Source organism: Streptomyces sp. NPDC055103, from assembly GCF_053607625.1.
This window is the reverse complement of sequence record NZ_JBSGTX010000110.1, coordinates 1-17,864: the sequence shown is the minus strand read 5'-3', so window position 1 is coordinate 17,864 and position 17,864 is coordinate 1. Positions and strand designations below refer to the sequence as shown.

The following is a 17,864-nucleotide window of genomic DNA, read 5'->3' as shown; positions in this document are numbered from 1 at the left end:
GGCCGGGGCAGCGGGCGCGGCCGGAGCCGCGACCGGGGCGGCCGGAGCCACCGGGGCCGGAGCCGCGGCGGCCGGAGCCGCGACGGGGGCGGCCGGAGCCGGGGCGGCGGCAGGAGCCGGAGCGGCACCCGCGGCACCGATGACGGCGAGCTTGGCGCCGACCTCGGCGGACTCGTCCTCGGCGACGACGATCTCCAGGAGGACACCCGAGACCGGGGCCGGGATCTCGGTGTCGACCTTGTCCGTGGAGACCTCGAGCAGCGGCTCGTCGGCCTCGACGGTCTCGCCGACCGACTTCAGCCAGCGGGTCACGGTGCCCTCGGTGACGGACTCGCCCAGCGCGGGCAGCACGACGTCGGTACCGGCGGCGCCACCGGCCGGAGCCGCGGCGGGGGCCTCGGCGACCGGCGCCGGAGCGGCCGGAGCGGCGGGGGCCTCGGCCACGGGGGCCGGGGCGGCGACGGGCTCGGCGGCCGGGGCCGGAGCCGCGGCCGGGGCACCGGTGCCGTCGTCGATGATGGCCAGCTCGGCGCCGACCTCGACCGTCTCGTCCTCGGCGACCTTGATGGAGGCCAGGATGCCCGAGGCGGGGGCGGGGATCTCGGTGTCGACCTTGTCGGTCGAGACCTCGAGCAGCGGCTCGTCGGCCTCGACACGCTCGCCCTCGGCCTTGAGCCAGCGGGTGACGGTGCCCTCGGTGACGCTCTCGCCGAGCGCCGGCAGGGTTACGGAAACCGACATGGTTTCAGTTGCTCCTAACGAATTGCGGAAAGTGGTCGTCGCGCCCTGTGATGACGTCAGCGTCAGTCGTGGGAGTGCAGCGGCTTGCCGGCCAGGGCCAGGTGGGCCTCGCCGAGCGCCTCGTTCTGCGTCGGGTGGGCGTGGATGAGCTGCGCGACCTCGGCCGGCAGCGCCTCCCAGTTGTAGATCAGCTGCGCTTCGCCGACCTGCTCGCCCATGCGGTCACCGACCATGTGGACGCCGACCACGGCACCGTCCTTGACCTGGACGAGCTTGATCTCGCCCGCGGTCTTGAGGATCTTGCTCTTGCCGTTGCCCGCGAGGTTGTACTTGAGGGCGACGACCTTGTCCGCGCCGTAGATCTCCTTGGCCTTGGCCTCGGTGATGCCGACGGAGGCGACCTCTGGGTGGCAGTACGTCACCCGCGGCACGCCGTCGTAGTCGATCGGCACGGCCTTCAGGCCCGCGAGGCGCTCCGCGACGAGGATGCCCTCGGCGAAGCCGACGTGCGCGAGCTGGAGCGTCGGGACGAGGTCGCCCACGGCCGAGATCGTCGGCACGTTGGTACGCATGTACTCGTCGGCCAGGACGTAGCCGCGGTCCATCGCGACGCCCTGCTCCTCGTAACCGAGACCGGCGGAGACCGGGCCGCGGCCGATCGCGACGAGCAGCACCTCGGCCTCGAAGGTCTTGCCGTCGGCCAGGGTGACCTTGACGCCGCTGTCGGTGTACTCGGCGGACTGGAAGAAGGTGCCGAGGTTGAACTTGATGCCGCGCTTGCGGAACGCGCGCTCAAGAAGCTTCGAGCTGTTCTCGTCCTCGACCGGCACGAGGTGCTTCATGCCCTCGATGACCGTCACGTCGGTCCCGAAGGACTTCCACGCCGAGGCGAACTCGACGCCGATGACACCGCCGCCGAGGATGATCGCCGACTCCGGGACCCGGTCCAGGTTCAGCGCGTGGTCCGAGGTGATGATCCGGTTGCCGTCGATCTCCAGGCCGGGGAGCGACTTCGGCACGGAGCCGGTGGCGAGGAGGACGTGACGACCCTCGACGCGACGGCCGTCGACGTCGACGGAGGTCGGGGAGGAGAGGCGACCGGTGCCCTCGATGTAGGTCACCTTGCGGGAGGCGACGAGACCCTGCAGACCCTTGTACAGGCCCGAGATCACGTCGTCCTTGTACTTGTGCACGCCCTTGATGTCGATGCCCTCGAAAGAGGCCTTGACACCGAACTGCTCCGCCTCGCGCGCCTGGTCGGCGACCTCGCCGGCGTGGAGCAGGGCCTTTGTCGGGATGCAGCCGTTGTGCAGGCAGGTGCCGCCGAGCTTGTTCTTCTCGATCAGTGCGACGTCCAGGCCCAGCTGCGCTCCGCGCAGCGCCGCGGCGTAACCGCCGCTACCGCCGCCGAGGATCACTAGGTCGAAAACGGTGCTGGCGTCGTTCGCCACGTCACGTCCTCCATGCATGTGCGCTCGTCGCCGGTCTTCAGTGACCGGGCGGCGGCTGGTGTTCGGCCGCTTTATTTCGGCCCTGTGGTGGGGGCCCTGTCCTGCCGAGAACCCATCTTCGCACTTGTTGACGGATGGCGGGACGCGGGGCCGTGCTCTGAGACGGCCGATCGTCCGTACGGCGGGATCGCCGCAGCGTACGAACCTACGGATTTCGTCGCGAGCGAAGAGGTGCTGACCGCCGTGAACGGGGGCGGCCCCGGGTACGAGACCCGGGGCCGCCCCTGTCACGGGTGTGCTCAGAGCTCGCCGGCGGCCGTGAGCTCGGCCAGCTTCACCAGGGTGCGCACCGAGGAGCCGGTGCCGCCCTTCGGGGTGTACCCGTACGGGGCGCCCTCGTGGAAGGCCGGGCCCGCGATGTCGAGGTGGGCCCAGGTGATGCCCTCGCCCACGAACTCCTGGAGGAAGAGACCGGCGACCAGGCCGCCGCCCATCCGCTCGCCCATGTTGGCGATGTCGGCGGTGGGGGAGTCCATGCCCTTGCGCAGGTCCGCCGGGAGCGGCATCGGCCAGGACGCCTCGCCGACCTCCTCCGCGGCCTCGTGGATCGCGGTGCGGTAGTCGTCGTCGTTGGCCATGATGCCGAAGGTGCGGTTGCCCAGGGCCAGGACCATGGCGCCGGTCAGGGTCGCCACGTCGACGATCGCGTCCGGGTGCTCCTCGGAGGCCTTGGTCAGCGCGTCGGCCAGGACGAGCCGGCCCTCGGCGTCGGTGTTGAGGACCTCGACGGTCTTGCCGCTGTACATGCGCAGCACGTCACCCGGGCGGGTGGCGTTGCCGGACGGCATGTTCTCGGCGAGGGCGAGCCAGCCGGTGACGTTGACGGCGAGACCGATGCGGGACGCGGCCACGACGGCGGCGAACACGGCGGCGGCGCCGGACATGTCGCACTTCATCGTCTCGTTGTGGCCGGCCGGCTTCAGGGAGATGCCGCCGGAGTCGTAGGTGATGCCCTTGCCGACGAGGGCGAGGGTCTTCTCCGCCTTCGGGTGGGTGTAGGCGACGCGGACCAGGCGCGGGCCGCGGACGGCGCCCTTGCCGACGCCGAGGATGCCGCCGTAGCCGCCCTTGTCGAGCGCCTTCTCGTCGAGCACCTGCACCTTGAGGCCGTGCTCCTTGCCGGCGGCCGTGACCACGGCGGCGAACGACTCGGGGTAGAGGTCGTTCGGCGGCATGTTGATCAGGTCGCGGGCGCGGTTCATCTCCTCGGCGACGGCCAGGGCGCGCTCGACGGCGGCCTTGTAGGCCTTGTCGCGCGGCTTGGCGCCGAGCAGGGCGACCTCGGCCAGCGGCTTCTTCGCGTCCTTGGAGATCTCCTGGTACGCGGTGTAGGCGTACGCGCCGAGCAGGGCGCCCTCCGCGACGGCGGCGGCGTCCTCGGCGGAGGCGATCGGCAGCGCGAACGCGGCCTTCTTCGAGCCGGTCAGGGTACGGGCGGCGGTACCGGCGGCACGGCGCAGGGTCTCCGCGCCGTACGACTCGCCGTCCTCGGGGGCGGTGCCCAGGCCGACGGCCAGGACGACGGGGGCCTTGAGACCGGCGGGCGCGGGCAGCTTGATCGCCTCACCCTCGGAACCCGAGGCGCCCAGGGTCTCCAGGACGGCGGCGAGCCGCCCGTCGAAGGCCTTGTCGACGGCCTCGGCGCCCGGGGCGACGACAAGCGCCTTCCCGGTCTTCGCGACGCCGACCACGAGGGCGTCGGCGCGCAGCGTCGCCGCACCGGCAGTGCTGAGAGTGAGAGCAGTCACGGTGGTGAATTCTCGCTTCCATTGAGTTCTGTGGCGGTCGAGGGATGGGCCGACCGTGCCCGCCGCATCGTATTTCGGCCCGGGGAGCGCCGAGAACGAGCCTACGCTCGCTCATCGCGTTCGCTCACGGCGGCAGTGATTCACTCATCCGTGGTGTCTCTTTCATGTTTACCGTTCAGGCTCGGACCGCTCGTCCACACTCGCCTCAATCCCGCAAGGCGACGCACTCGCCTTCGCACCATCTGCATCATCTCCACAGGTCCCGCCGGTCCGGCTCCGGCCCGGACGGGCCTGCCGAGGGGGGACACCACCGATGGACTCCGGCCGAATCCGCACGCCCAGAACGCCCCGCACCGCACCGCGCACCGGGCCCCGCACCGCGCCTCGTACCGCCAGGATCGCGGCCCTCGCCGCCGCCGCGCTGCTCGCCACCGTCCTGCCGTCCGCGCAGGCCGTGGCCGCCGCGGTGCCCCGCGTCGACCTGACGGTCCTCGTCGTCGACGACGGCGGCAGCGCCGTCGAGGCGATCACCGCCGAGCTGAAGGGCTCCGGCGTCCCGTACCGCAGGATCGACCTCAACGACCCGAACCGGCCGGTCCTCGACACGGCCTTCCTCAGCGACACGCTCGACGGCCGCCCCCGCGCCAAGTACCAGGGCGTCGTCCTGCCCCACGAGAGCGCCTTCGGCCCCGACTCCGCCGAGCACACCGCCCTCCAGGCGTACGAGCGGACCTTCGGGATCCCGCAGGTCGACGCCTACACCTGGTCGCACCCGGGCGTCGGCCTCGACTACACCAACGAGGGCGGCTGGTCCGGCGTCCTCGACGGCACGACGGCCGGCGTCACCGCCGCCGGGAAGACGGGCCCCTTCCGGTACCTCGCGGGGGCACTCACCTTCGAGGACAACGACCCGGCGATCGCCGAGAGTTACGGCTACGCGGGCCGCCCCCGGGCGGGCTTCACCAGCTACCTCGACGTCCCCGTCGAGGGCGGCGGCCGGGCCAGCCTCGTCGGCGAGTACACCGCCGACGGGCGCCGCGAGCTCGTCGTCACCTTCGCCTACAACCAGTACCAGCGGCAGTTCCGCGCCCTCGCCCGCGGCATCGTCGAATGGCTCACCCAGGGCGTCCACCTCGGGCAGAGCCGCAACTACCTCTCCGTCCACGTCGACGACGTCTTCGCCCCCGACGCCCGCTGGGACACCGCGCTCAACTGCACCCCCGGCGACTTCGACTGCGTCGGCGACGACGGCGAGGGCGTCAACCCCATCCGGATGACCGTCGCCGACGCCCAGTACGCCGCCGCCTGGCAGAAGGCCTCCGGCTTCACCCTCGACATGGTCTACAACGGCGGCCAGGGCGAGCAGTGGAAGACCGAGCACGGCGGCACCGACCCGCTCACCACCCAGCTGGTCGCCGACCGCGCCCAGTACCGGTGGATCAACCACACCTACACCCACCCCTTCCTCGGCTGCGTCCAGGACAACACCACCGTCCCCTGGCAGTGCGCCAAGGACCTCTCGGGCAACACCCTGTGGGTCAGCCGCTCCGAGCTCTCCGGCCAGATCCGCAACAACCACAACTGGGCCGTCGGCAAGGGCATCTCCGTCGACCGCTCCGAACTCGTCACCGGTGAGCACTCCGGTCTGAAGACCCTGCCCCAGCAGCCCGTCGACAATCCGAACCTCGCCGGAGCCCTCGCCGACAACGGCGTGAAATGGACCGCGAGCGACAACTCCCGCGAGCCGCAGCAGCGTTCCGTCGGCACGGCCACCGGCGCCGCGAAGACCGTGCCCCGCCACCCCATGAACGTGTACTACAACGTCGGCACCGCCGCCGAGATGACCGACGAGTACAACTGGATCTACACGTCCCGCGCCGACGGCGGCAGCGGGATCTGCGAGGACAACCCCCTCTCCACCTGCCTGCCCGCGCCGCTCCCCACCACCACCGGATACGCCGAGCGGATCGTCCCGCAGGAGGCCCGCACGGCCCTCTCCCATGTCCTCGGCAACGACCCCCGGCCGCACTACGTGCACCAGTCCAACCTGGCCGAGGAACGGCTCCTGTACCCCGTGCTCGACCGCGTACTCTCCGACTACCGGGCCCTGTTCGCGCCCAGCGCGCCCCTGGTGAACCCGCGTCAGAAGGACGTCGGTACCGAGCTGAACCGCCGCGCCGCCTGGGACCGGGCGATCGCCGACGGAAAGGTCACCGCCTACCGCATCGGCACCGCCGTCACCGTGAAGGCCCCGTCCGGCCTCACCGTGCCCGTCACCGCGCCCGAGGGCACCCGCAAGCAGCTCCTGCTCGGCTCGACCGTCTTCGGCGCCGCCTACGCGGGCACCCGCTCGGCCTGGACCGCGCCCGAACTGCTCCAGACCACCGTCACACTCACGCTCCCGACCGCCTGACCAGCACGTCCTGGGGGGAAACGCACATGCCGAGCAGTGGCCGTCATGTCACCATGCTCACCGAAGGCACCTATCCGCACGTCCACGGCGGCGTCAGCACCTGGTGCGACCAGCTCGTCCGCGGCATGCCGGAGGTCGACTTCGAGATCCTCGCCCTCACCGGCAGCGGCCGCGAACCCGTCACCTGGGAGCTGCCGCCCAACATCACCCGGCACACCGCGTTCCCCCTCTGGGGCCACCCGCAGGGACCGGCCGCGCCCGTTCGCGCGCGCCGGCCCCTGCGGGGGCGCGAACGCCGCCGCTTCCTCGACACGTACGAACGCCTGCTCCTCGCCCTCCTCGACCCGGAGGCGGGCTTCGACTTCGGCACGAGCCTGTACGAGCTGGCCGAACTCGCCCGGCAGGGAAGGCTGACCCCCGCCCTGCGCTCCGAACCGGCCCTGCGCTCACTGATGTGGATCTGGACCATGCCGCACCTGCCGACGCTTGCGGCCCGGCCCACCGTCCACGACGCGCTCACCGCCACCGACCTGCTGGAACACGCCCTGCGCCCGCTCGCCGCCCGGATAACCACCGGCAGCGTGGCCCACGCCGTCTCCAGCGGCCTCGCCACGCTGCCCGCCCTCGCCGCGCAGCACTTCGAAGGGGTGCCCTTCCTGCTCACCGAACACGGCATCTACCTCCGCGAGCGCTACCTCGGCTATCGCACCGACGCCCAGCGCTGGCCCGTCAAGGCCCTCATGCTCGGCTTCTACCGCGAGCTCAACACCCTCGGCTACCGCAAGGCCGACCTCATCACCCCCTGCAACCAGTACAACCGGCGCTGGGAGGAGCGCGGCGGCGCCCCCGCCGACCGCATCCGCACCGTCTACAACGGCGTCGACCCGGCTCTCTTCCCCGAGGCGGGACCCGAACCCGAGACCCCCACCCTCAGCTGGTGCGGGCGCGTCGACCCCATCAAGGACCTGGAGACCCTGATCCGGGCCTACGCGATCAGCCGCGCCGAACTGCCCGAGCTGCGGCTCCGGTTGTTCGGCCCGGTCCCCGCCGGGAACGAGGACTACCGCACCCGCCTGGAGAAGCTCGCCGCCGAGCTCGGCGTCACCGACGGGATCACCTTCGAGGGCCGCGTCTCCGAGGTGCCCCGCGCCTACGCCGCGGGCAGCGTGGTCATGCTCTCCTCCATCAGCGAGGGCTTCCCCTTCTCCCTCATCGAGGCCATGTCCTGCGGCCGCGCCACCGTGTCCACGGACGTCGGAGGCGTACGGGAGGCCGTCGGCGACACCGGGATCGTCGTCCCGCCCCGCGAACCGGCCGTCATGGCCGCCGCCGTCACCGAACTGCTCCGGGACGGAGCCCGGCGCGCCGAACTCGGCCGTCTGGCACGGCAACGGGTCATCGACCGGTTCACCCTGAACCGCTCTGTCGACGGCTTCCGCCAGATCTACCGCGAACTGGCCGGCGAACGCCCGGCCCCGGGCCACCGCCCCGACCCGAAGGCATGGACGATCCGCATCCCCGCCCCGCGCCGCACCACCGCGCCCGGCACCGCCCCCGCGCCCAGCCGCGCCCCCCTCTCCCTCCCCACCCCCAGCCGCGTCCAGGCGCCCCTCGTCGTGGGAGGCACTCCGGCATGAGCGGCTCCCTCTGGCTGAAGCCCCCGACCGGGGAGACCCCGCTCCCGGCGGTCCCCCGCCCCCGGCGGGAGGGCTCCACGGCGCTCCCACCCACCGACGCCTCCGCCCCCGCCCACACCTCCACCCCCGCCTCCGACGGTCTCGCCGTCGACCCCCTCGACGAAATCGCCGAGCGGCTCGACGCGTTCGTCGCCGTCGCCGTCCACCCGGACGAGATCGCCGCGCTCCTCGAGTCCGACGGCATGACCGACGACCACATCCGCCTCACCTACGGCCGCGCCGACTCCTTCGCCCTCGCCGAGGACCTCTACGCACGCGGGGAGCGGCGCCACCCCGCACCGGAGGCACCGCCCGCCGGGCCCTGGCACGGCGAACTCGCGGGCTGTCTGCTGCGGGGGCTCGTCTTCGCCCTGCCCGGCCTCGCCTACGTACTCGCGGCGCCGCTCCTCGCCGGGGACCACGGCCGGTTCGGCCTCCCCGGCGGAACGGTCCCCCTCCTCGCCGGGGCCGTCACCGGCTGGGTGTGGAACCAGGCCCTGTCCCACCGCGCGTACACCTGGCTCGGCCTCGGCGACCGGCCCGCCGCCGCCCGCGCCCTGCTCACCGGCGCCCCGGCGGGCGCCCTCGCCGGATCGGCCGTCGCGCTCGCGGTCGCCGGGCCCGGCGAGATCCCGGCGGCCCTGTTCGCCGCCGGCCAGTCGCTCTACCTCGCCGCCGCGACCGTCCTCCTGGTCCTCGGCCGCGAACGGGCCCTGCTCTGCGCCCTCCTGCCGCTGGCCGGAGCGGTCCCCGCCTTCCGCTGGGACCTCCCCGACCTCCTGCGCGCCGGTCTCCTCCTCGCCTCCCTGACCGCCGCCCTCGCGTTCGCGGCGCTCGTGCTCCGGCCGGGCCTGCGGCGCGGGGCGGCGGGCCGGGGCGGGCCCCCGCGGGCGGCCTCCCTGCCGTACGGACTCTTCGGCCTCGGCAGCGGACTGCTCGTCCTCCGCGCGGGCCTCGGCGACGACCTGGTGAGCGGCGCCGGGGCGGTCGTCGCCCTCACCCTCTCCATGGGGCCCGCCGAGTGGTTGCTGCACCGCTTCCGGGGCGAGAGCCTGACCCGGCTGCGGACCCTCACCACGGCCCGCGAGTTCCGCCGGGCGGTCACCGGCACCCTCGTCCTCTGCCTCGGCGGATATCTCACCGTCCTCGTCTCCCTCACCCTCGCCGCGACCCTGGCCTGGCCCGGGGCGCCCTGGCCGACGCTCCCGCGCCTCGTCACGCTGCTCCTGATCGGGACCGTGCTCTGGCTGGGGCTGCTGCTCCAGGCCTTCGGCGCGGTGGCGAGCGCGGCGGCCGTGTGCCTGATCGCGGCAGCCGCGCAGACCGCCGTGCCCGCGGCGGGCCCGGCGGCGACCGGGGGAGCGGCGGCGCTGCTGGCCGTCCTCACCTGTGTTCTGCTGGTACGACCGACCGCCCACCGCGCGTAGGGGACGACCGTGACGCCTTCCCTCCTGGTGCCGTACTACGAGCACCCCGCCGACCGGCCCGAGGCATGGTCGGCGCTCGTCGCCGCCGCACCCGCCCTCCACGGCGTCGTCCTCAACCCGGCGAGCGGCGTGGGGGAGGCACCCGACCCGGCGTTCGCCGAGGCGTCCGCGCGACTGCGGGAGGCCGGTGTCCGGGTCCTCGGGTACGTGGACACCGCCTACGGCCGCCGCCCGCACGCCGAGGTCGTCACCGAACTTCTCCGGTACCGGGACTGGTACGGCGCCGACGGGACCTTCCTCGACCAGGTGACGACGGCACCCGGCGGTCTCGCCCACTACCGGCGGATCGCGGTCGCGGCCCGGGCGGCGGGCGCCGCGACCCTCGTCCTCAACCACGGCGCCCACCCGGACCCGGGGTACGAGGAGTTCGCCGACGTCCTCGTCACCTTCGAGGGCCCCTGGGACACGTACCGGACGCTCGACCTCCCGGTCGCCCCGCACTACTGCCACCTCGTCTACGCGGCCCCGCCCGAGGTCCGCCCGGCCACCCAGGTGCACTGCGCCGTCCCCGGCACGGGCGCGCACCCCTGGGGCACCCTGCCGCACCTCCTGGAGCCCGCCCGATGAGACGTCTGCTGCCCCTGCTCGCGGGCCTGTTGCTCCTGGCCACGGCCTGTACGACGGGACCGGAACCCGACCCGAAGCCGACGGGGGACCGCTGGCGGCCGAAGCCCGGCCTGGCCTGGCAGTGGCAGCTCAGCGGCCGCCTCGACCCGACGGTCGACGTCCCGGTGTACGACATCGACGGCTTCGACCACCCGGCGTCCACGGTGCAGGACCTGCACGCCCGCGGCCGCAAGGTCATCTGCTACCTCTCCACCGGCGCCTGGGAGGAGTTCCGCCCGGACGCCGCCCGCTTCCCGAAGGCCGTCCTCGGCAAGGGCAACGGCTGGGAGGGCGAACGCTGGCTCGACATCCGCCGCACCGACGTCCTCGAACCCCTCATGGCGAAGCGGCTCGACATGTGCCGCGACAAGGGCTTCGACGCCGTCGAACCCGACAACATGGACGGCTACAAGAACCGCACCGGTTTCCCCCTCACCGCCGCCGACCAGCTCCGCTACAACCGTCTGATCGCCCGCCTGGCCCACGACCGGGGCCTCGCGGTGGGCCTCAAGAACGACCTGGACCAGATCCCGCGCCTGCTCCCGGACTTCGACTTCGCGGTCAACGAACAGTGCGCCGAGTACGACGAGTGCGGCCGTCTGTCCCCGTTCGTGGCGGCCGGCAAGGCGGTCTTCCACGTCGAGTACGAACTGGCCGCCCGCGACTTCTGCCCCCAGGCCCGGAAGCTCGGCCTCAGCTCGATGCAGAAACGCTACGAACTGGGCGTGTGGCGCAAGGCCTGCTGAGGGGTCACCGCACAGGTCACCCCAGCGTCAGCGCGACCAGGGCCACCGTCGCCGCCGTCTCCTCCAGTGCGCCGAAGACGTCGCCCGTCACCCCGCCGAAGCGCCGCACGCAGCGGCGCAGGAGCAGTGCCGCCGCGCCCAGGGCCGCGCCGGCCGCGAGGACGTTGCGGACAGCGTCGTACGGGGAGAAGAGGAGGCCCGCCGCCGCGCAGGCCCCGAGTACGAGGGCGGTCGCGAGGGTCGCGGAGCGGGTCGGGACCGTCGCCGCGACGATGGCTCCGAGGCCCTCGGGGCGGGCCGCGGGGACGCCCTCGCGGGAGGCGTGGGTGAGGGCGAGGCGGGCGACGGTCGCGGCGAGGGCGGCGGCGACCGTGCCGTGCGCCCAGCCCTCCTCGTACAGCCGGGTGAGCGCGGCGACCTGGGCGAGCAGGACGAGGAGGATCGTGATGACGCCGAACGGCCCGATGTCCGACTGCTTCATGATGCGCAGCGCGTCCTCGGCGGGCTTGGCGCTGCCGAGGCCGTCCGCCGTGTCCGCGAGGCCGTCGAGGTGGAGGCCGCGGGTGAGCAGGGCGGGGACGGCGGTGGTGGCGACGGCCGCGAGCAGCGGCCCCGAGCCGAGCAGCAGGAACGTCCCGCCGAGCGCTGCCGAGGCCAGACCGACGACGAGGCCGGCGAGCGGGGCGCAGAGCATGCCGCCGCGTGCCGCGTCCCGGTCCCAGCGGGTGATGCGGGCGGGGAGCACGGTGAGGGTGCCGAAGGCGAAACGCAGGCCGTCCATCCGGGCAGGGTAATCGCCGCCCCCGGACGGTAGATTGCGCATATCGCTCAAATCGGAACGGGGTGGCATGGGTCACTGGTTCACCCGGAACATCGTCGAGCCGGGGAAGCTCCCGACGCTGCTCGCTCTGACCTCCTTCGTCCTGACATTCCTGGTCACCCGGACCGTCACCCGGCTCATCAGGGCGGGGAAGGGCCCCTTCGGGAACGTCTCCTCCGGCGGGCTGCACATCCATCACGTCGTGCCCGGTGTCGTCCTCGCCGTCCTCGGCGGCTTCGGCGCGGTCGGCAGCGGCCGGCACGGCGTCGGCGCGGCGGTCTTCGCCGTCGTCTTCGGGATCGGCGCGGGGCTCGTCCTCGACGAGTTCGCGCTGATCCTCCACCTCGACGACGTGTACTGGACGGACCAGGGCCGCAAGAGCGTCGAGGTGGTCGTGCTCACCGCCGCCCTCGTCGGGCTCGCCCTGAGCGGTTTCTCCCCGCTCGGCGTCGACGACCTGACGGCCGACGAACGCCAGGACCGCGTCACCTTCATCCTGACCCTCGGGCTGAACTTCCTCCTCATCCTGATCACCCTGGTCAAGGGGAAGTTCCGGATGGCCGTGATCGGCACCCTGGTCCCGCCCGTCGCGATCGTCGGGGCCATCCGCCTGGCCCGCCCCGGCTCCTGGTGGTCCCGCCGCTTCTACGGCCGCCGGCACCGGGCCCGCGCCCGCTCCCGTATCCGTACGTACCGCCACGACAAGCGCTGGACCAAGGTGCGGCGCCGCTTTCAGGACCTGATCGGCGGCTTCCAGGAGCGGGTCCCGGGCAGGGGCCCCACCCCGCCACCGGACTGACGGCGCTCCCGCCAGGCCTCGATCGCGATCAGGACGAGGACGCCCGCGATGGCGGCCAGATGCTCCTTGCCCGCGAGGTTCGGCTTGACGATCACCTCGACGACCATCGCGACGACCACCGCGCCCCCGGTCCACCACGCGCGGTGGCGCCAGCAGACGTAGACGGCGAGGCCCACCACGGCCGCCGACGGGCCGGTGTCCACCACCTGCGCGTCCGAGGCCGGCAGACCGAACGGGGTGCCCGGCCCGAGGGCGATGCCGAGGCGCGCGTACAGCGTCCCGGAGAGCGTGGCCAGATAGGCCACGGCGAGCGTCCGCCACCGCCCGAGGCAGATCTCGGCGATCCCGAACACCAGCAGGACCTGCGCCAGGGCGCCCCACACGGGCAGGTCGAGCGCGGGGACGAAGAGCGAGAGCGGGGTCCGCAGCAGGGCGAGCCACAGCGGGTCCTCGGCCCGTACGGAACCGATGTCCTGCACGGGCTGATAGCCCCAGTCCTGGTTCTGCACGAGCTGGAAGAGCGCCGTCAGGCAGACGGCGGCCAGCGTCATCGGCACCGCCCCCCACCTCCGCGCGACGAGCCCCGCCCGTACGGTGTCGAACAGCGGCCCCCACTCGCGGCGCGCGAACCCGCTCACGGCCCCGCTCAACGCCCGCTCTCCAGATGCCTGCGGTGCAGCCACTTCGGCAGCCCGGGGGCTTCGAGGAAGCCCTCGGCCCGGCCGGCGGCCAGGCCGATGCGCAGCAGGTCGGCGCTCTTCTCGAAGAGCATGAATCGCGGCTCCCAGATCGGTCGGTACTTGGCGTTGGCGCGGTACAGCGACTCGATCTGCCACCAGCGGGAGAAGAAACTGAGCAGCGAACGCCACATGCGCAGCACGGGTCCCGCCCCGAGCTTCGAGCCGCGTTCGAAGACGGAGCGGAACATCGCGAAGTTCAGTGAGACCTGGGTGATCCCGATCTCCTTCGCGCGCTGGAGCAACTCGATCACCATGAACTCCATCAGGCCGTTCTCGGAGTCCCGGTCACGGCGCATCAGGTCCAGCGAGAGCCCCTTCGGACCCCACGGCACGAAGGACAGTACCGCCCGCAGTTCCCCCTGTCCGTCCGTGCACTCCAGCATCACGCAGCGCCCGTCCCGCGGATCCCCGAGCCGTCCGAGCGCCATCGAGAAGCCGCGCTCGGTCGCGCCGTCCCGCCAGTCGTCGGCCTTGCGGAGCAGCTCGTCCATCTCCGCGCCCGGGATGTCCTCGTGGCGCCGGATGCGGACCTCGTAACCGGCCCGCTTGACCCGGTTGAAGGCCTGCCGGACCGTCCGCATGGCCCGGCCGTCCAGCGTGAACTCGTCGGTCTCCACGATCGCCTCGTCGCCCAGCTCCAGGGCGTCCAGACCGTGCCGGGCGTAGATCACCCCGGCCTCCTCGCTCGCGCCCATCACGGCCGGGATCCAGCCGTGCTCGCGGGCCTCGGCCAGCCAGGGCTCGATCGCGCCGGGCCAGGCCTCGGGGTCGCCGATCGGGTCGCCCGAGGCGAGCGAGACCCCGCCGACCACCCGGTAGGCGATGGCCGCCTTCTCGCTCGGCGACCACACGACGCTCTTCTCGCGGCGCAGCGCGAAGTAGCCGAGCGAGTCGCGGTCCCCGTGCTTGTCGAGCAGGATCCGCAGCCGCTCCTCGTCCTCCTCGGTCAGCGGGTCGACGGCCCGCCGGGAGCGGAAGGCGGCGAAGAGCACCGCGAAGAGCAGCAGCGTGGAGAGGACGTTGATGGTGACGTCGACCCAGCCGGGGGTGGTGATCCCGGTGAAGCGCGAGTCGTCGGTGGCCAGGGTGACCAGTCGCATCACGCCGTACCGCCAGCGCTCCAGGAAGGTGGAGTGGGCGGTGGAGGTGTTGGTGACGGTGACCAGGACGGCGGCGAGCAGCGAGGTGACGAGCAGTCCGCCGACCGCGACGGCCGCCGCGAGCAGCGGGTTCGAGCGGTCGCCCTTCGCGTAGAACTCCTTGCGGCCGAGCAGCAGCGCCAGGACGAAGGCGGCGGTCAGCGTGAGCGAGATCCAGTTCTGGGCGTGCTGCCGGATCTCCGGGATGACCATCACGACGGCGAAGAGCAGCAGGAACAGCCCGGCGAGCACCGTGTTGAGGATCCACGCGGCCCGTTTGCGGCGGCGCATGGTGATCGCCAGGAAGAGCGTGAAGACGCCCGAGGCGAAGCCCGCGGTGAGCATGTACGGGGTGAAGTAGTTGTCCTCGTTGTGCCGGCGCAGGTCCTGGCCGAACGAGACCCAGACGGCGCTCAGGAAGTTGATGAACGTGACGGCGCGCAGGTACCAGACGGCGAACGCGGCGCTGCGCCGTGAACGGACGGTGGAGCCTCGGGGTGCTGCTTCGGCGGACAAACGGACCTCTCCCATGAAAAGCGATCATATGGGGCATCGCTTGCCGTGCGGAGACGCCGGAGGCGGGCACGCGCGCGTCGCACGTACCCGCCCCGGAGTCGACGATCCGTCTTTCCCCGCTTCTCCCCGTCAGACCCCCGGAGCAGCCCCGGCGTCGGGAGCGGCCCCGGCCTCCGGAGCGGCCTCGGCCTCCGGAGCGGCCCCGGCGTCCGGAGTGGTCGGATCCGGTCGCTCGGGCAGCTCCGCGGCGAACGCCGCCGCGGCCTGGACGAGGGGAAGCGCGAGCAATGCCCCGGTTCCCTCACCCACATGGACGCCGTGGTCGAGCAGAGGGTTGAGCGCCATCCGGTCCAGCGCCTTCGCCTGCGCCGGCTCCCCGCTCACCTGACCCGCCAGCCACCAGTCCGGCGCGCGGAACGCCGCCCGCTGCGCCACCAGCGCACAGGCCGCGCCCACCACCCCGTCCAGGATCACCGGCATCCGCCGCACCGAGGCCTGGAGCAGGAAACCCGTCATCGCCGCCAGATCCGCGCCGCCGACCGCCGCGAGCAGCTCCAGCTGGTCGCCGAGCACCGGCCGGGCCCGCCGCAGCGCGTCCCGGACCGCCGCGCACTTGCGCATCCACGCCAGGTCGCCGATCCCCGCGCCGCCCCGGCCCGTCACCACGGAGGCGTCCGTCCCGCACAGCGCCGCGATCAGCGTCGACGCCGGAGTCGTCCCGCCCACGCTCAGATCCCCGAGCACCACCAGATCGGTACCCGAGTCCGCCTCCTCGTCGGCGACCGCGACGCCGAGCCGGACCGCCGCCTCGGTCTCCTCGACCGTCAGCGCGTTCTCCACGTCGATCCGGCCGCTGCCGCGCCGCACGCGACGGCGCACCACCTCGGCGGGCAGCAGCTCCGGCTCGCAGTCCAGACCGGCGTCCACGACCCGTACCGGCACGTTCATCGAGCGGGCCAGGACGGCGACCGGGCTCGCCCCGTCCAGGACCGCGCGCACCAGCTCGTGCGCGGTGCCGGGCGTACGCCCCGACACGTCCAGCGAGGCCACCCCGTGGTCACCCGCGAAGAGCACCACCTTCGGCGCCTCGATCGCCCGCACCTTGACCGAGGCCTGCGCGGCCGACAGCCACTCACCGAGCTCGTCGAGCCGCCCGAGCGCCCCCGGCGGCACGGAGAGCCGCTCGCGCCGCTCCTCGGCGTCACGCCGGATCCCCCCGTCGGGGCGCTCGATCAGATCGGAGAAGTCGTCCAGGTTCACGGGTTCGTCCTTGTGACAGTCGGCGAGGCCATCGGTGTGGGCACCCTACCCGCGCAGCACCAACGCCTGACCGGCGACCACGAGCAGGACCTCCTCGCACTCGTCGCCGACCGCCGCGTTCAGCCGGCCCAGCTCGTCCCGGAACCGGCGCCCCGACGCCGTACCCGGAACGACCCCCGAGCCCACCTCGTTCGTCACCACGACGACCGTGCGGCGCGTCGCCCGCACCGCCGCGACCAGCTCCGCCGTCCGCTCCCGCAGCGCCGCCTGCCCGCCGTCCGCCCATCGCTCGTCGTCCCAGGCGCCCACCCGGTCCATGGCGTCCGTCAGCCACAGCGACAGACAGTCGATCAGCAGCGCCGGCCCGTCCTCCGCGAGCAGCGGTACGAGGTCACAGGTCTCGGCGGTACGCCACGCACCCGGCCGCCGCTCCCGGTGCAGCCCCACCCGCTCCGCCCAGTCGGGGTCGCCCTCCCGGGTCCCGCCCGTCGCCACGTACAGCACCTCGGGAAAGGTCTCCAGGCGCCGCTCGGCCTCCACGGACTTCCCCGACCGGGCCCCGCCGGTCACCAGCGTCCGCCGGGGCACGTCCGGCACCTCGTGGTAGTCGCCCACGTACAGCGTCGTCCCGTCCGGTACCGCCCGCGCCCCCGCCGCCGCGAGCCGCCGGTCCAGCGCGGCCCCCGTCGGCACGTCGTGGTCGAGGTGGACCGCGATGACCTCGGTGGCCGGGCCGACCGCCCCGGCCGCCCGCAGCCGCGCCAGCGCGTCCGGACGGCCCGTCACATCGGCGACGACCATGTCGTACGGCACGCCGTGGTCCTCCGACAGGCCCGCCGGAGCCCCGTCCGGCGGCAGATAGAGCAGCCGCTCGCCGTCCGGGGACGTCACCTCGTACCCGGTGCCGGGGGAGTCCATCGACACCGCCCGTACCCGGTGCCCGCTGATCAGCGTCAACTCCCGGCCGTCCGGCACCCGCCCCGCCGTCGGCAGCCCGGCCGGCACCTCCACGGCGGGCCCGTCGTGCGGATGTGTGAGCAGCACCTGCCGCACACCCACGAGCGAATGACCCGAACGGGCCGCCGCGAGCGCGGCCCCCGGGGTGAGGTCGAGCAGCAGAGCCCCGTCCACGAGCAGCGCGGTCGCGGCCCGGGCCCGGGTACCGCGGGAGAGCGCGCAGACGGCGCAGGGGCATTCGGGGCGGGGGAGCCCGAGCGGGGCGCCGGTGCCGAGCAGAGTCAGTTCCACCCTCAGATCCTCCCGCGCCACCGCGAGGCGTGCGCGCCCGGCTACGCTGCGGGCAGGAAACCGATCATCCGGTGAGCGCCAGGAGGCTTACATGGCATGGACGTGGCGGTTCGAGAAGTCCGACGGCACGGAGGTCGAGCCGGTGGTGACTCCCGAGGAGTTCACCACCCAGGGCGACGCCGAGAGCTGGATCGGCGAGCACTGGCGTGACCTCCTGGGCGGCGGCGCGGACCAGGTGACGCTCTCGGAGGACGGCACCAAGATCTACGGCCCGATGCCCCTGGACGCGGAGGGCTAAAGAGCCCGGCGGCAAGGGGGGCCGAGCTCGTCGGAGCCGTCTGCGAGGCCGGTGCGCTCGGTTTCCTGGCCGGCGGGTACAAGACGGCCGGAGGCCTGTACCAGGAGATCAAGCAG

Annotated in this window: 15 protein-coding genes and 1 pseudogene; 8 read left to right on the top strand and 8 right to left on the bottom strand. The window is 73.1% G+C overall.

From position 1 onward, the window contains the following. The 3 genes from ACWFR1_RS38145 to ACWFR1_RS38135 form a co-directional block, all read right to left on the bottom strand. Positions 1–741, bottom strand: a 741-nt coding sequence (locus ACWFR1_RS38145) for a biotin/lipoyl-containing protein (RefSeq protein WP_453560160.1), incomplete at its 3' end; no start/stop codon positions are given. A 62-nt stretch (positions 742–803) separates the two neighbouring features. After that, positions 804–2,192, bottom strand: coding sequence for a dihydrolipoyl dehydrogenase (lpdA, locus tag ACWFR1_RS38140; protein ID WP_453560157.1), 1,389 nt, complete (start codon positions 2,190–2,192; stop codon positions 804–806). A gap of 299 nt (positions 2,193–2,491) precedes the next feature. Continuing rightward, a complete protein-coding gene (locus ACWFR1_RS38135) occupies positions 2,492–4,000 on the bottom strand; it encodes a leucyl aminopeptidase (RefSeq protein ID WP_453560154.1) in 1,509 nt (502 codons plus the stop codon). 313 nt (positions 4,001–4,313) lie between these two features. Between ACWFR1_RS38135 and ACWFR1_RS38130 the strand changes: the two genes are divergently transcribed. From ACWFR1_RS38130 to ACWFR1_RS38110, 5 genes are read left to right on the top strand one after another with little or no spacing between them, the layout of a single operon-like run. After that, the gene (locus tag ACWFR1_RS38130) at positions 4,314–6,413 is read left to right on the top strand and encodes a hypothetical protein (RefSeq protein ID WP_453560151.1); all 2,100 of its coding nucleotides are present in this window, start codon (positions 4,314–4,316) and stop codon (positions 6,411–6,413) included. 26 nt (positions 6,414–6,439) lie between these two features. Continuing rightward, entirely contained in the window at positions 6,440–8,050 is a 1,611-nt protein-coding gene (gene pelF / locus ACWFR1_RS38125) for a GT4 family glycosyltransferase PelF (protein ID WP_453560148.1), read from the top strand. Beyond that, on the top strand, positions 8,047–9,516 hold the full coding sequence (locus tag ACWFR1_RS38120; RefSeq protein WP_453560146.1) for a hypothetical protein: 1,470 nt from the start codon (positions 8,047–8,049) through the stop codon (positions 9,514–9,516). The genes pelF and ACWFR1_RS38120 overlap by 4 nt, the downstream gene beginning before the upstream one ends. 9 nt (positions 9,517–9,525) lie before the next feature. After that, positions 9,526–10,143: a spherulation-specific family 4 protein gene (locus tag ACWFR1_RS38115; protein WP_453560143.1), complete on the top strand. Its 618-nt coding sequence runs from the start codon at positions 9,526–9,528 to the stop codon at positions 10,141–10,143. After that, positions 10,140–10,928, top strand: a complete 789-nt coding sequence (locus ACWFR1_RS38110; RefSeq protein WP_453560140.1) for an endo alpha-1,4 polygalactosaminidase — start codon at positions 10,140–10,142, stop codon at positions 10,926–10,928. The genes ACWFR1_RS38115 and ACWFR1_RS38110 overlap by 4 nt, the downstream gene beginning before the upstream one ends. A gap of 16 nt (positions 10,929–10,944) precedes the next feature. On the opposite strand, the gene ACWFR1_RS38105 is transcribed toward ACWFR1_RS38110, so the two are convergent. Further along, positions 10,945–11,709, bottom strand: a complete 765-nt coding sequence (locus tag ACWFR1_RS38105; protein ID WP_453560137.1) for an adenosylcobinamide-GDP ribazoletransferase — start codon at positions 11,707–11,709, stop codon at positions 10,945–10,947. A 67-nt stretch (positions 11,710–11,776) separates the two neighbouring features. Here ACWFR1_RS38105 and ACWFR1_RS38100 point away from each other — a divergent pair, with 67 nt between their 5' ends. After that, the gene (locus ACWFR1_RS38100) at positions 11,777–12,547 is read left to right on the top strand and encodes a hypothetical protein (protein ID WP_453560135.1); all 771 of its coding nucleotides are present in this window, start codon (positions 11,777–11,779) and stop codon (positions 12,545–12,547) included. On the opposite strand, the gene ACWFR1_RS38095 is transcribed toward ACWFR1_RS38100, so the two are convergent. From ACWFR1_RS38095 to ACWFR1_RS38080, 4 genes are all read right to left on the bottom strand, one after another. Further along, positions 12,481–13,185, bottom strand: coding sequence for a hypothetical protein (locus ACWFR1_RS38095; RefSeq protein WP_453560132.1), 705 nt, complete (start codon positions 13,183–13,185; stop codon positions 12,481–12,483). The genes ACWFR1_RS38100 and ACWFR1_RS38095 overlap by 67 nt on opposite strands. Before the next feature lie 8 nt (positions 13,186–13,193). Continuing rightward, on the bottom strand, positions 13,194–14,957 hold the full coding sequence (locus ACWFR1_RS38090; protein ID WP_453560129.1) for a phosphatidylglycerol lysyltransferase domain-containing protein: 1,764 nt from the start codon (positions 14,955–14,957) through the stop codon (positions 13,194–13,196). A 114-nt stretch (positions 14,958–15,071) separates the two neighbouring features. Then, positions 15,072–16,202, bottom strand: coding sequence for a nicotinate-nucleotide--dimethylbenzimidazole phosphoribosyltransferase (cobT, locus tag ACWFR1_RS38085; protein WP_453560126.1), 1,131 nt, complete (start codon positions 16,200–16,202; stop codon positions 15,072–15,074). A gap of 45 nt (positions 16,203–16,247) precedes the next feature. Beyond that, complete coding sequence (locus tag ACWFR1_RS38080) at positions 16,248–17,450, bottom strand: bifunctional adenosylcobinamide kinase/adenosylcobinamide-phosphate guanylyltransferase (protein ID WP_453560124.1); 1,203 nt, start codon at positions 17,448–17,450, stop codon at positions 16,248–16,250. A 91-nt stretch (positions 17,451–17,541) separates the two neighbouring features. Here ACWFR1_RS38080 and ACWFR1_RS38075 point away from each other — a divergent pair, with 91 nt between their 5' ends. Together ACWFR1_RS38075 and ACWFR1_RS38070 are read left to right on the top strand one after the other, a co-directional pair. Next, positions 17,542–17,748, top strand: coding sequence for a hypothetical protein (locus tag ACWFR1_RS38075; RefSeq protein ID WP_116161395.1), 207 nt, complete (start codon positions 17,542–17,544; stop codon positions 17,746–17,748). Further along, positions 17,727–17,864 (top strand): annotated as a pseudogene (locus ACWFR1_RS38070) (nitronate monooxygenase); the annotation flags it as partial. The gene ACWFR1_RS38075 and the pseudogene ACWFR1_RS38070, both read left to right, overlap by 22 nt.